We start from the raw sequence: 12,866 nt of genomic DNA, 5'->3' as shown, positions 1-12,866 counted from the left end.
TCAGGCCTCCTCCAGCACGCTGTTAAGGTGCTCACTGGTTGAGTGTTTAACGAAGTCTTCCCCAAAGTGCTTAACCGCACTCTGAACAGGGAAGGGAGTCATGCCGCCCATGGCACAAAGAGAACCGTCCAGCATGGTCTCGCAAAGGTCGGAAAGCAGTTCCAGATTGGCATCCACATTCTGACCGGCGCGGATACGGTCGATTACCTCGACGCCGCGGGTAGAACCGATACGGCAGGGAGTGCACTTACCGCAGGACTCGGCAACGCAGAACTCCATGGAGAAACGCGCCTGCTCGCCCATGTCGACGGTATCGTCGAACATCACCACGCCACCGTGACCGAGTACGGCGCCGACCTTGGCAAACTCTTCATAATCCAGCGGTGTATCCCACTGGCTTTCCGGCAGGTAAGCGCCCAGCGGGCCACCGACCTGAACCGCACGCAGCGGACGCCCGTTACGGGTACCGCCGGCAAAATCAAACATCAGCTCGCGCAGGGTAGGACCAAACGCCAGCTCAACCAGACCGCCCTGCTTGACGTTACCAGCCACCTGGAACGGCAGCGTACCGCGTGAACGACCCATACCGCAGTCAGCGTAGGCCTGGGCACCCTTGTCGAGGATGAACGGCACCGCCGCAAGGGACAGTACGTTGTTGACCACGGTGGGCTGACCGAACAGACCCACGATGGCCGGTAGCGGCGGCTTGGCACGGACCAGACCGCGCTTGCCTTCAAGGCTCTCCAACAGCGAGGTTTCCTCACCGCAGATGTAGGCGCCAGCACCGACACGCACTTCCAGATCGAAGTGACGACCGCTGCCGAGGATATCTTCACCCAGCAGGTTGTTGGCGTAGGCGCTTTCGATGGCCGCATTCAGGTTCTTGTCAGCCAACGGGTATTCGGAGCGCAGGTAGATGTAACCCTGGGTCGCACCCACGGCGAGACCGGCGATGGTCATGCCTTCGATCAGCATGAACGGATCGCACTCCATCACCAAGCGGTCGGCGAAGGTACCGGAGTCGCCTTCGTCAGCGTTGCAGACGATATATTTCTGCTTCTGCTGTTCCGGGGAGTTGGCATCCAGCACGGTCTGCCACTTGATACCGGTAGGGAACGCTGCACCGCCACGGCCACGCAGGCCGGAGGCTTTCACAGCATCGACGATGCCCTGGGCTTCCAGTTTCAGTGCGTTGCGCAGACCCTTGTAGCCGTCATGAGCTTCATAATCACTCAGCGACAGCGGATCGGTAACACCGGCTCGGCTAAAGGTCAGACGCTGCTGACGCTTAAGGTAGGGAATCTCTTCAACCAGACCTACAGCCAGCGGATGAGCGGTTTCACCGCTCCAGAACTCGGCCGCGAACAGGGAGTCCACGTCTTTCACCGTTACCGGGCCGTAGCCGAAACGACCTTCCGGCGTATCCACTTCAATCAGCGGATCCAGCCAGTAGAGTGCACGGGTACCGTTGCGCACGATCTCGAGCTCAACGCCCTGCTCTTTTGCCGTCGCTTCGATAACGCGGGCAACGCGATCCGCACCCAGAGCTTTCGCCGTGGTGTCGGAGGGAATATAGATACGGGTAGCAGCCATCACAGAACTCATCACAACACCTCCAGGCGTTCGGTACGCAGCTCATCGACCAGTTCGTCGAAGCTCTCCGGTGTCATGCGGGCGTAGATTTCGTCGCCTACACGCACAGATGCGCCGCAGGAGCAGTTACCCAGACAGTAGACCGGCTCCAGTGTGACCGCACGATCAGCGGTGGTGCCATGATAGTCCACACCCAGAGTCGCCTTGGCATGGGCTTCCAGCTCGCGGGATCCCTGCGCCTGGCAGGCTTCAGCACGGCAGATCTCCACCACGTGGCGCCCCGGCTGATGGGTGCGGAAGTGATGATAAAAGCTGATCACGCCGTGTACTTCAGCACGGGACAGCTTCAGCGCGGGCGCAATCAATGCCACCGCCTCTTCCGGCACATAGGCGAAACGGTTCTGAATTGCATGAAGAATCGGAAGCAGCGCTCCCGGCTTTGACTTAAGCTCATCGATGATGGCTTGCGCAGCTGTCGGCTCCCAGCTAACGCTTCCCGGTGTATTCATTGTTATTCCTCCAACCGCCAAATATGAACCACACTGCATATTTTGACGGATGTATTGCTCTTATAGTGGCGGTCAAATTACCATCAGGGGCAGATATTCCAAATATGAAAAACAATGCCTATTTCAAAAACAGCGCATAAAATCGATATCGTTCCGACCTGGTCTTTTCGTGATGATCAGGGTCGCACACTCGACCCTCAGCTATTTATCCTGCTGCGACATATAGAGAAGGATAAAAAGCTCACCAGCGCCGCCGCCAAGGCCGGAATCTCCTATCGCCACGCCTGGAACCAACTCAACAAGTGGGCCGATTTTTTCGGCACCCCACTGGTGGAGCTGGAGAAAGGCCGTGGCGCTCACCTAACCGCGCTGGGCGATAAACTGCTTTGGGCGGAGAAGCGCGTGATCGCCCGCCTGGAACCCCAGCTGGACAACATCACCTCTGAGCTCAATCTGGAACTTTCCCGACTACTAGAGGGTAGTAGGCCAAGCCTGCGTTTGCATGCCAGTCACGGTTACGCGGTGGAGCTGCTGCCGCGCTTCGCCCAGGGGTTTGAACTGGATCTGCAGTATCGCCATGGTCAGGAAGCGCTGGCATCTCTCGCCAGGGAGCAGTGCGATATGGCGGGCTTTCACCTGCCGGTGGAAGCGATCGACTCGGAGATGCGCACTCAGGCGCAGAAACTGCTCAAACCCCGCGCCCATCGCATAATCCGCTTTATCACCCGTCAGCAGGGGTTGATGGTACAGCCGGGCAACCCGCTCAATATCACCTCGATCAGCGATCTTGCCCGGGAGGATATCCGCTTTATCAACCGAGAACCGGGCTCGGGCACACGGCAACTGCTGGAAGCGCTGATGCATCGCGCATCTATAGAGGTCAACGAGTGGCTCGACAGCAGCGGTGTGGAGTACACCCACTCGGCGATCGCCGCCCATGTGGCCGCCGGCATGGCCGATACGGGGTTTGGTGTCCAGGCCGCCGCCAGCCAGTTCGGGCTCGACTTTATTCCGCTGGCACAGGAGCAGTACCTGCTCGCCTGCCATCAGCGCACTCTTTCTATGCCCGCCGTAAAGACTTTGCTGAGCAACCTGCAAAGCGAAGCCTTCAGCAACGAGGTAGATAAACTCCCTGGCTACAGGGCAGAACAAAGCGGAGAAATCTGCATGCCGGATGAGATTCTTTCCGGCGAATCCGGCATCTGATTGCTAGGCTTGGAGAAAACACGCGATTAAACGGCATAGGAGAGACCCATGATCTACCTGACCGCGCTACTGTTTCTCGCTGGCCTGGGCATAGAGTTCGCCGGCCTGCTCGGTATGGGCTGGAGCTGGATTATCGGCGGAGCCGCCATCACCCTCATTGGTGGGGTGTTTTGGGGAATTGCGCCGCGGGGCAATGAAATGGAGCACTGAGCTCTGTCTTGAACACAAAAGGTAGGAGGCGCGCCCTCACGCCGATGGAACCCGGCATAGCAGTTATTTAAAACGCCGGTGGTTAATCGCGACGGGGACGTCGCTCCTACGAATCAGCTTTAATCTTTCAACGACATCAGCCCTTCAACGACATCAAAATAGAAACCGCTTCCTGGCGCTGCTGCTGATCGTAGATATCGTTGGTAAACATCAGCTCGTTCACCGGGTAGGTCTCGATAATTTTCGACAGCTTCGACCGGAGAGTCTCAGGGCCACCGCTCACCTGCAACCCAAGGAAATCCTCCACGCCAGCGCGCTCGCGCGGATTCCAGAGATCGTCCATCGACTCGACGGGCGGCCGCAGCCAGAGCGGATCACCGCGCAACAGCGCCAGAATACGCTGCTGCGAACTGGTGCCGATAAAGCGCGCCTCTTCGTCGCTGTTCGCTGCAATTAACGGCAAACAGAGAATCGCATAGGGCTCTGGCATCGTCTCGGAGGGCGTGAAATTGGCGTGATACAGCTCCAGCGCATCGCGGGCGTACCTAGGCGAGAAGTGACCGGCAAAGGCGTAGGGCAGGCTTTTCGCCGCCGCCAGATGGGCGCTGAACATGCTGGAACCGAGAATCCAGATATCAACCTGACTCCCCTCGCCCGGCACTGCGTGCACACGGGCATCGGGATCAACAGGACCCAGAAGCTTCTGCAGCTGCTCCACTTCCTGTGGGAACTGCTCGGCGCGCATATCGTCACGGCGCAGTGCCCTTGAGGTCAGAGGATCGGTACCCGGTGCGCGCCCAAGACCCAGGTCGATCCGGCCCGGGTAGAGCGCATCCAGGGTACCGAACTGCTCGGCGACCACTAAGGGCGGATGGTTTGGCAGCATGATGCCGCCAGAGCCGACCCGCATACGCTCGGTGTAGCCTGCCACCGCGCCAATCAGCACTGAGGTGGCGGAGCTGGCGATACCGCGCATGTTATGGTGTTCTGCCAGCCAGAATCGATGCACGCCGCTCTGGTCTGCGTGGCGTGCGAACTCGAGAGTGCCTTTCAGCGTATCCCCGGCCGTATCGCCGAGCCGCATGGGCGCCAGCTCAAGCAGGGAGAAAGGCGTTTCTTGCAGTAAATTCATGGCTCGTATCCTTATCTTAGGCTGCCATGATGCCATATCGAAAAAAAACGATAAACCTAATCACCAACGCTGGCCGTTATTGGCTTTATGGACCAGACTTTCCAGAGAGCAGCTCTTCTAAGCCCTGAAACGGAGGTCAGCATGAATGAGTGGATGAATCCCTGGTGGTGGATGTTTAACTCCCCGCTGAGCGGCGATGTCGATCAGTCCATAGCGCCGGTGACGCAATGGTTTTCCCCGCAGGTTGATGTCACCCTGGCAGGTAATCCAAAGCTTGAGTCACTCATTACTCGCAGAGTCGCCAGCTATGGCAGCCAGCTGGGCACACTCACCGATGCGGTGCTTGAGTTGGTGGAGGGCAAGGATTCAGAGCCAGCACAAAAGCTCAGGGAGCTGGCAGCGAAAATCGAGGAAGAGAAGCAGCATCTGCTGCTCAAGTCACTCGGCGATCTGAAAACCGCGCTCAACGCTCTGAAGCAGAACAACCCCGAAGTCTTCGACCAACTGCTCGCAGAAATCGGGGCGGAGCCGGTTAAATGATAAAAATACGCAGTAGCACCTCGTAACTGGGTACTCGCTTCTGTGTACTGGTTTTGTGGTACTAGCCCTTGGGCCCGAACAGGAACCAAAGCAGCAGACCCAGCAACGGCAACATCAGAATCACGACGATCCATAAGACCTTGGCGCCCGTGCTGGCGTTACTCTGTACCGTTTTCACAATAGCCAGCACATCCAGTACCAGCAGAATCAAACCAAATAGTCCGGAAACTTCTACACCCATGTTGATCCCTCTTATGTAGTTTCTGACTTTGACTTTGTATTCCTGTGTTACCGGCTTTTAGACTAACACGCTGACCCGCAGGTTCAATTCGGCACAAAAGATCGATCCAGATCAGCATCTCGCCTATATTACAAACACTTATCCGGGTTACGACGAAACGGCCCAGATGCTACATTAATTGTGCAGCCTGCCGCCCTTGCGCGCAGGATCTCTACCCAAACGCTTCAAGGACCCGAGAACTTTAGGTGGATTATTAATGAAGATCTTCAGCAATAGCTTCAACAACGGCGATGCGATTCCAAGCCGTTACTGTTTTGCCAGTATTGATCCGGACACTCACGTAGCCCTGGCGGAAAATATCAATCCCCACCTTATCTGGAGCGAGTTTCCGGCTGGCACCAAATCCTTCGCACTGATCTGCCATGATCCCGATGCCCCCAGCGTTGCCGACGATGCCAACCAGGAAGGACGCACTATTCCTGCTTCCCTGCCCCGCGCTGATTTCTTTCATTGGGTGCTGTTCAACATTCCCGCTTCGGTTACGGAGATCGCCGAAGGCAGCCACTGCAGCGGCGTCACCCCCAAGGGTAAAAGCGGCCCGGATGCTCCTGGCGGCATGAGTCACGGCATCAACTCCTACACCCAGTGGTTCGCCGGCGATGCGGATATGGAAGGCAACTACTTCGGCTACGACGGTCCCTGCCCGCCCTGGAACGATGAAATTCCACATCATTACGTGTTCAGCATTTACGCGCTGGATGTGGAGAGCATCGAAGCGGAACCGGGTGTCGATGGCGAAACCCTCTACGAAGAGCTTGAGATCCACATTCTTGATGGCGCCGCGATTACCGGCACCTATACACTAAACCCGTCCGTTGCCTGAGTAACGGCTTGCGGCACGGCCATCGCCGCGCCGTGACTGACGATCCGCCACCCTCCCTGGGTGGCGACATGCTGTGAGGAATCCCGGCATTGGAAGCTATGCACCCTGTTCCGCAGCTGGTGGCTGTTATTTTCGTTTTGCTGCTGGTCGCGCTCAGTGTGAACCTGCTGGCACGGCGCAGCGGGCTGCCCTACACGGTGCTGCTGGTGCTGGTGGGTATCGGCATCAGCTTTGTCAGCGACACTGTTCCCGCGCTGGCGAATATGGAGTCGGCGCTGAGTATTTCGCCGGACCTTATTCTGTTTGTGTTCCTGCCCACTCTGATTTTCGAATCGAGCTATAACCTGGATACCGCACTATTGCGGCGCAACAGCTTACAGATATTGGCGCTGGCGATACCCGGACTGTTGCTATCTACCGGGCTTATCGGCGTTATTATCTGGCAAGCCCTGGATATAGGTCTGGTCGCCTCGCTGCTGCTGGGCGCCATTCTCAGCGCCACCGATCCAGTCGCCGTTATTGCCCTGTTCCGCCAGGTGGGTGCTCCGGGCAGGCTTTCGACGCTGATCGAGGGCGAGAGCCTTTTCAACGACGCCACCGCCCTGGTGGTTTCAAAAATCCTGCTCGGTATTCTCGCCGTCGGCACCATCTCCGGCTCTCAGCTGGCCGGGGGCGTGGTCGATTTCTTTATCCTCTTTGCCGGCGGCCTGGCCTTCGGGGTCGCGCTGGGCTATGTCTGCGGCTTGTTCATCGGCTGGCTGGATTCTAACCCGGTGTTCGAGATCAGCCTGACCATCGCCGCCGCCTACCTGGCCTTTCTGATCGCCGAAGAGGTGCTGCACATCAGTGGCGTTATGGCCACGCTGGGGGCAGGCCTGCTGCTAGGCTCCTGGGGAAGGCTGCGTATCAGTTCCTCTGTGCAGATCTCTCTCGAGCACTTCTGGGACGTGCTCTCTTTTGTCTCCAATGCTCTGCTGTTCCTGCTACTGGGTATGCAGGTTGACCTACTGGAGCTGGCCCGCTCCTGGGACCTGATTCTCTGGGTGGTACTGGCGATGCTGGTATCGCGGGCGATCGTTATCTTTGTGCTGTTGCCACTGTTTGACCGCCTGCCCGGCGTCAAACCCGTGGGGTTTGGCTACCGCTTTATCATGTTCTGGGGCGGCCTGCGCGGTGCCATCGCACTGGCCATCGTGCTCAGCCTCACCGACTACCCGTTCAAGGATCTGTTCGTTGCCCTGGTCACCGGCGCGGTGCTGTTTACCCTGTTGGTTCAGGGCCTGACAATCAAACCGGTGCTGTCGCTACTGGGCCTCGACAAGGCCTCGCTTGCAGATCGCCTGGCCCTGTTTGAACGTGATCTGGAAGCGCACCAACTGGCCATTGAACGCCTGCCTGCACTGCAGAAAGGCGGCATGTTCTCCAGCCGCATCGCCCACCGTTTCAACCTTAAAAGTCGACAGGCGATCAGCAAGGCCAAGCGCAAAATCAAACGCTTCAGGCAACGCGAGCTTGGTCATGACGAAGAACTGAACCTGTTTTTCCTGCGTGCGCTGTCTGAGGAGAAGAGCCACTACCAGGAGATGTTCAATGCCGGGCACATCAGCGAGACCAGCATGCGGCGGCTGCTGCTGGTGCTGGATCACCAGATAGATACCCTGAAATATGGCAACGGCATCGAGGATATTAACGGCCATAGCCACTATGAATTCATCGAACACTGGCTGTTCAGGCTGCTTGGCGACCATACGCCATTACAGCCGCTGGTTGAGCGCCTGCGTATCAGCCACATCAATCGCTATTACGAGGTGGTCTGGGGTCACTTTCAAGGTAGCCGTCATGTGCTCAATTCCCTGGAACAACTGGCTCAGCTGGAATCCACGCCCAGAGATATCGTTGATCAGGTGCTTGAACGCTTCCGCCACTGGAACAACCTGGCATCGGACAAGCTGCACCGCCTGAACCATGATTTTCCGGAACTTGCGCGGCTGATGCAGGTGCGCCTGGGTAAGCGGATAGTGCTGCTGGCAGAGATCGACACCACCCGGGAACAGGCTCAGCTTGGCACCCTGGCCAAGGGCGCCGCCGAGCAGATCGAGGTATCGCTTCAGCGTGAGTTGAAGGCCTTACGCGGACTGCCGATCCCTGATCTTGATGATGACCCGGCCAAGCTGCTGCGCCGGGTGCCTCTGTTTGGCCACCTTACCGAAACCGAGCTGAACCAGATCGCCGCTCAATGTGAGGCGATGACGCTGGAAAAACACGATCAGCTGGTGCAACAGGGCAATCGTAGCGACAGGCTCTATATCGTCAGCCGGGGAATTATCAAACTGCAGAGCAAGACAGAATCCGGTGAGCAGCATTTGAGTACCCTGATTGCCGGCGACTCATTTGGCGAATCCGCGCTGATGGGTGAACTACGCACGCCTGACACCTCGATGGTGGCGCAGACCCCAACCAGGCTTTATACGCTCAGTCGCAATAACCTCAATCAGTTGATGGCACAAAACCCTGCAATGGCCAGCAGACTGAAGCGCAGCGATGCGCGCCAGCGTCAGATACATGGGATTACAGAAGAAAACAGAAAAGGAACTGAGCGACCTGAAGGGTCAGACGAAGCCTGACTTTCAGATCAGCTCCCTTCGGGTGAGTAGGTCTCGAAGTCGGCGTCGATAACCCGGTCGCGCCCTGCCCGTTTAGCCTTGTAAAGCGCCTGATCCGCGCGGGCAAAAAGGGTATCGATTCTGGAGGCACTACCCGGCCAGCTGGCAACGCCCACGGACAGGGTAATACGCGGCAGGGTCTTTCCATCCATGCTCATATCGTTTGCAGCAACGGCCCGGCGCAGCTCTTCGGCACGCGCCACCGCATCAGCGCTACTCGCACCCGGCATAAGAACCACGAACTCCTCACCACCATAACGACAGGCCAGATCACTCTGGCGGAATGCCTGCTTCATTTTCAAACCGACCTGCCGCAGCGCCTCGTCACCGGCGGCGTGTCCCTGGGTGTCATTGAAGTGTTTGAACTGGTCAATATCACAGATCAGCAAGGATAGCGGACAACCCTGCCGCTTCGAACGGGAAGCTTCACGCTCGAACGATTCATCGAAGAAACGCCGATTTTTCAGCTTGGTCAGAGGGTCCTCATAGGAGAGCAGCTCAAGCTCTGCTGTGCGCGCCTTGACCTGCCGGTCCAGGGATTCGTTCAGGCTCTTGAGCTCGCGCTGAGTCTGATTGAAATGGATCACCGCAATCAGCACCACAACCACCGAGAACGCCAGCGAGCCCCAGGGTATAGGCACCTTAACCCAGGGCAGAAACTTATGCGCGACGCCCATATCCACCAGGAGCAATGCCGCGAACAGACCATAGCTCCCTAGCACCGCCCACTGCTGACGACTGAAACCGGATAAGCCCCTGAGCGCCGGCAAAAACAGCAGCACCAGCGAAATCGCAAACAAAAAATCAAAGGCGGGATAGGTATTGCTCAACTCTACCAACCCAAGCAGGCTGCCACCGATCGCCAAACCGATATAAGCGATCGATACCCAACGTACCATGCGGTACACGCGAACCGAGCGATCCTTAAACCAGGTTTCCATCAACAACGCCATCGCCACCGGCATGAGGTAATAGCCCAGCGCGCCAATGTAATCCCAGACCAGCGGCGCATTCAGCAACATCTGCGACACCGGGCTGCCGGGGATTACCATGCCAGCCGCACTCAACGAATAGAGAGCCACAGCGATAAACATACGCCGTTCGGTCTGCATGCACGCAAGCACTACCGCCAGCAACGCGATCACTAGACTGAAGACGCCAACGATGATCCCCTCCAGCGATTCATTGATCACCGACGAGATCAATTCGCTGCGCTCGGTAACCTTCACCTCGCCCCAGAGGCCGATGTTTTTGTAATCGGAGAATATACGTAGATAGATCGGCTTGCCCTGACTACCCGAGGGCAGCTCGATCATGTGCCAGGGCCAGCCTTCAAATGTGCCTTTACCCTGCTCATCGAAGTGTCCGTAACTGTAAATTTTACGGCCATCAACATAGGCTTCGACGATCAGGTCGACACTGGAGATGTATAGCACCGGATCACGCCAGTCGCCCTCGGGCAACAGCGTGCGGAACCAGATGTTCTGTTTATCGGCTCTATCGGGCGGGTCAGCAGGAAAGGCGATCGCATGCCAAGCTTGAGGATCGGATTGCTGCGTCCAGAGCGGCACCCCACTGCTATCGAACGCGGAGTCTCCCCAGCGGTAGGACCACCCACTATCAAGTTTCACTGTCTCTGCTGAAACCCAGGCAGATAGAAAGAACAGTGGAAAAAGCAGCACCCTTAGCAGCACAACGAAACCCGATATTTCGGGGCCAGGCCCCATCTTAGGATAAACCGCCCCGGCACCTCCTTTGCCGCGCCGACGGTAACTTCAGCATTCATGTTAACTCTATCCAAGGGGGTTTAGAGTCGCCATGTTTTTCTTGTGAAATCTGACACTTCGGCCAACTAAAGTGTTACTTATATGCAACAAATAAAAACAATGCAAGTGCTAATAGAGGACAAAGGGATGGAGAGACAATTGCACTGCCAAAAAAGCACCGAACGACTCTACTGAAACAGCCCATATCTCATAAATAACCGGCGGTAGCCTAGCCAGATAGGCGGCTAAGGGGACGCTGCCCCAGAAACGACGAAGCCCCATCACAATGTGACAGGGCTTCTGAATTAGATGGCAGTGAGGGATTACTTGCGCCCCTTCGGGGCCGCCGTCGCTGGCTCCGGCGTTGTTTCGCTCCGCTCTACCAACGTGGCCCGACTCGAACCCTGTCGAGGGTTCTCACCCTCCCTCTCAGGAATCGCTGCCGCCTGAAACGAAAAAGCCCTGTCCGGGTTACGAACAGGGCTTCTAAATTCGATGGCGGTGAGGGAGGGATTCGAAACCACCCTGTACAATCAAGAACTTATTCCCAGATTGCTCCCAAAACACCCGTTCAAAACAAAACAAGCCAACCATTAAGTCAGCATCTTATTGATTTAAAACGAAAATTTGATGGCGGTGAGGGAGGGATTCGAACCCTCGATGCCTTTCGACATACACACTTTCCAGGCGTGCTCCTTCGGCCACTCGGACACCTCACCGCATATCCCTGAATCGCGCCTTTGGGGGCCTCGACTCAAGTGGCTGCGCATTCTATCAGACTGATTTGAAAGAACAAGCGATGAATTAAACTTTTTTTAAATCCACGGTTAATGGCCCGAACTCCGTACTTCCAAAAGCGGTTATCTGCCGTACAGGATGATCGAAAAATACTGATACACCCGTCGAAAAATTCGTCTGCCCGGTTGCTGCCCGGCCCCTGAGAGGAGATCCTCTTAGCTGGTATAGTAGCGCGCTTGGTTTCCAACGATTTTTTTCCGGGAGTGGATAGATGTTACTGGCAATTTTGGCCGTGATTGTGGGTTTGGCGCTGCTTGTCTGGAGCGCTGACAGGTTTGTGGATGGAGCCGCCGCCACGGCCAAGCACCTGGGGATGCCGACGCTGTTGATCGGTATGGTGATTATCGGTTTTGGTACCTCTGCACCTGAGATGGTGGTCTCTGCGCTGGCCTCCTTGCAAGGCAACCCGGGCCTCGCACTGGGTAACGGTTACGGCTCCAACATTACCAATATCGCGCTGATTCTCGGTGTGACCGCCCTGCTCTGCCCCATCGCCGTTCACTCCCAGATTCTACGTAAAGAGTTGCCGGTACTGGCGGCCGTGACGCTACTCGCCGGTTATCAGTTGATCGACGGCCAGATCAGCCGCATGGATGCCATTGTCTTGCTACTGGTATTCGCACTCGCCATGGGCTGGTCGATCTGGCTCGGCATGAAGCAGCGCGGCGATTCTCTGGGCGATGACTTCGAGCATGAGATGCAGGAAGAGTTGATGCCGATGAAAAAGGCACTCATGTGGCTGTTTATCGGCCTCCTGCTACTCGTCGCCAGCTCCCGCCTGCTGGTATGGGGAGCCGTGGATATCGCTTCGGCACTGGGTGTTAGCGATCTGATTATCGGTTTGACGGTGGTAGCCATCGGCACATCGCTGCCTGAGCTCGCCTCTTCCATCGCCGCGGTACGCAAGAACGAGCATGATCTGGCACTGGGTAATGTAATTGGCTCCAACATGTTCAACACCCTGGCTGTGGTCGGTATCGCCGGCGCCATTCAGCCGATGGCGGTTGAATCGAGCGTCCTCTACCGTGACTGGATGGTGATGGCCGCGCTGACCTTCTCCCTCTTTATTCTCGGTTACGGCATGCGCAAGGCGGGCCATATCAATCGTCTGGAAGGTGGCGTATTGGTGCTGGCCTATGCAGGGTATACTGGGTACCTGATTTATACCGTTGTAGAAACCGCCCTCGGCTAACAGGATGTTGAAAAACTATCTGCGTTGCCGAACGCTGCGTTAAAAACAGGCTCAAAGTGCTCATTTAGTTCACTAAACTCCGCCTTTTCGCCTGTTTTTGCCTTGCCTCGGCTACCTCGAAAACGATTTTCAA

The 12,866-nt window shown here is 56.8% G+C and carries 11 protein-coding genes and 1 tRNA gene; 6 read left to right on the top strand and 6 right to left on the bottom strand.

Going from position 1 to position 12,866, the window contains the following annotated elements:
- Both CLV83_RS18240 and CLV83_RS18235 read right to left on the bottom strand, forming a co-directional pair.
- Positions 1 to 1,605 carry a formate dehydrogenase beta subunit gene (locus CLV83_RS18240; RefSeq protein WP_243642433.1) on the bottom strand — a complete coding sequence of 535 codons (1,605 nt, stop codon included), beginning with the start codon at positions 1,603 to 1,605 and terminating at the stop codon, positions 1 to 3.
- A complete protein-coding gene (locus CLV83_RS18235; RefSeq protein ID WP_132295898.1) occupies positions 1,605 to 2,102 on the bottom strand; it encodes a formate dehydrogenase subunit gamma in 498 nt (165 codons plus the stop codon). Before CLV83_RS18235 ends, CLV83_RS18240 begins: the two co-directional genes overlap by 1 nt.
- A gap of 114 nt (positions 2,103 to 2,216) precedes the next feature.
- On the opposite strand from CLV83_RS18235, the gene CLV83_RS18230 reads away from it, so the two are divergent.
- Positions 2,217 to 3,308: a substrate-binding domain-containing protein gene (locus tag CLV83_RS18230; RefSeq protein WP_132295895.1), complete on the top strand. Its 1,092-nt coding sequence runs from the start codon at positions 2,217 to 2,219 to the stop codon at positions 3,306 to 3,308.
- A gap of 48 nt (positions 3,309 to 3,356) precedes the next feature.
- Positions 3,357 to 3,518 (top strand): hypothetical protein, encoded by a 162-nt coding sequence (locus tag CLV83_RS22620; RefSeq protein WP_160115525.1) that lies wholly within the window; start codon positions 3,357 to 3,359, stop codon positions 3,516 to 3,518.
- A gap of 136 nt (positions 3,519 to 3,654) precedes the next feature.
- On the opposite strand, the gene CLV83_RS18225 is transcribed toward CLV83_RS22620, so the two are convergent.
- Entirely contained in the window at positions 3,655 to 4,650 is a 996-nt protein-coding gene (locus CLV83_RS18225; RefSeq protein WP_132295892.1) for an LLM class flavin-dependent oxidoreductase, read from the bottom strand.
- Positions 4,651 to 4,791: 141 nt separating this feature from the next.
- On the opposite strand from CLV83_RS18225, the gene CLV83_RS18220 reads away from it, so the two are divergent.
- On the top strand, positions 4,792 to 5,190 hold the full coding sequence (locus CLV83_RS18220) for a hypothetical protein (RefSeq protein WP_132295889.1): 399 nt from the start codon (positions 4,792 to 4,794) through the stop codon (positions 5,188 to 5,190).
- A 61-nt stretch (positions 5,191 to 5,251) separates the two neighbouring features.
- Here CLV83_RS18220 and CLV83_RS18215 read toward each other — a convergent pair whose 3' ends face one another.
- On the bottom strand, positions 5,252 to 5,431 hold the full coding sequence (locus tag CLV83_RS18215) for a PLDc N-terminal domain-containing protein (RefSeq protein WP_132295886.1): 180 nt from the start codon (positions 5,429 to 5,431) through the stop codon (positions 5,252 to 5,254).
- A 256-nt stretch (positions 5,432 to 5,687) separates the two neighbouring features.
- Here CLV83_RS18215 and CLV83_RS18210 point away from each other — a divergent pair, with 256 nt between their 5' ends.
- Positions 5,688 to 6,314 (top strand): YbhB/YbcL family Raf kinase inhibitor-like protein, encoded by a 627-nt coding sequence (locus CLV83_RS18210; RefSeq protein WP_132295883.1) that lies wholly within the window; start codon positions 5,688 to 5,690, stop codon positions 6,312 to 6,314.
- A 98-nt stretch (positions 6,315 to 6,412) separates the two neighbouring features.
- Positions 6,413 to 8,938 carry a cation:proton antiporter gene (locus tag CLV83_RS18205; protein ID WP_243642439.1) on the top strand — a complete coding sequence of 842 codons (2,526 nt, stop codon included), beginning with the start codon at positions 6,413 to 6,415 and terminating at the stop codon, positions 8,936 to 8,938.
- 8 nt (positions 8,939 to 8,946) lie between these two features.
- Here CLV83_RS18205 and CLV83_RS18200 read toward each other — a convergent pair whose 3' ends face one another.
- Together CLV83_RS18200 and CLV83_RS18195 are read right to left on the bottom strand one after the other, a co-directional pair.
- A complete protein-coding gene (locus CLV83_RS18200) occupies positions 8,947 to 10,608 on the bottom strand; it encodes a GGDEF domain-containing protein (RefSeq protein ID WP_207894941.1) in 1,662 nt (553 codons plus the stop codon).
- 766 nt (positions 10,609 to 11,374) lie between these two features.
- Positions 11,375 to 11,462, bottom strand: a tRNA-Ser gene (locus CLV83_RS18195).
- A gap of 290 nt (positions 11,463 to 11,752) precedes the next feature.
- On the opposite strand from CLV83_RS18195, the gene CLV83_RS18190 reads away from it, so the two are divergent.
- Positions 11,753 to 12,733 (top strand): calcium/sodium antiporter, encoded by a 981-nt coding sequence (locus CLV83_RS18190; RefSeq protein WP_132295874.1) that lies wholly within the window; start codon positions 11,753 to 11,755, stop codon positions 12,731 to 12,733.
- Positions 12,734 to 12,866: the final 133 nt, after the last annotated feature.

It is taken from the genome of Marinobacterium mangrovicola (assembly GCF_004339595.1).
GTDB lineage: Bacteria > Pseudomonadota > Gammaproteobacteria > Pseudomonadales > Balneatricaceae > Marinobacterium_D > Marinobacterium_D mangrovicola.
Note: the sequence above shows the minus strand (reverse complement) of the source record. Positions and strands in the feature narration are given on the sequence as shown.

Bases quoted from the DNA above. Each gene is read 5' to 3' on its own strand.
- CLV83_RS18230 (WP_132295895.1), top strand. From the start codon at position 2,217: ATGCCTATTTCAAAAACAGCGCATAAAATCGATATCGTTCCGACCTGG.
- CLV83_RS22620 (WP_160115525.1), top strand. From the start codon at position 3,357: ATGATCTACCTGACCGCGCTACTGTTTCTCGCTGGCCTGGGCATAGAG.
- CLV83_RS18205 (WP_243642439.1), top strand. From the start codon at position 6,413: ATGCACCCTGTTCCGCAGCTGGTGGCTGTTATTTTCGTTTTGCTGCTG.
- CLV83_RS18215 (WP_132295886.1), bottom strand. From the start codon at position 5,431: ATGGGTGTAGAAGTTTCCGGACTATTTGGTTTGATTCTGCTGGTACTG.
- CLV83_RS18225 (WP_132295892.1), bottom strand. From the start codon at position 4,650: ATGAATTTACTGCAAGAAACGCCTTTCTCCCTGCTTGAGCTGGCGCCC.
- CLV83_RS18240 (WP_243642433.1), bottom strand. From the start codon at position 1,605: ATGAGTTCTGTGATGGCTGCTACCCGTATCTATATTCCCTCCGACACC.
- CLV83_RS18235 (WP_132295898.1), bottom strand. From the start codon at position 2,102: ATGAATACACCGGGAAGCGTTAGCTGGGAGCCGACAGCTGCGCAAGCC.
- CLV83_RS18190 (WP_132295874.1), top strand. From the start codon at position 11,753: ATGTTACTGGCAATTTTGGCCGTGATTGTGGGTTTGGCGCTGCTTGTC.
- CLV83_RS18220 (WP_132295889.1), top strand. From the start codon at position 4,792: ATGAATGAGTGGATGAATCCCTGGTGGTGGATGTTTAACTCCCCGCTG.
- CLV83_RS18210 (WP_132295883.1), top strand. From the start codon at position 5,688: ATGAAGATCTTCAGCAATAGCTTCAACAACGGCGATGCGATTCCAAGC.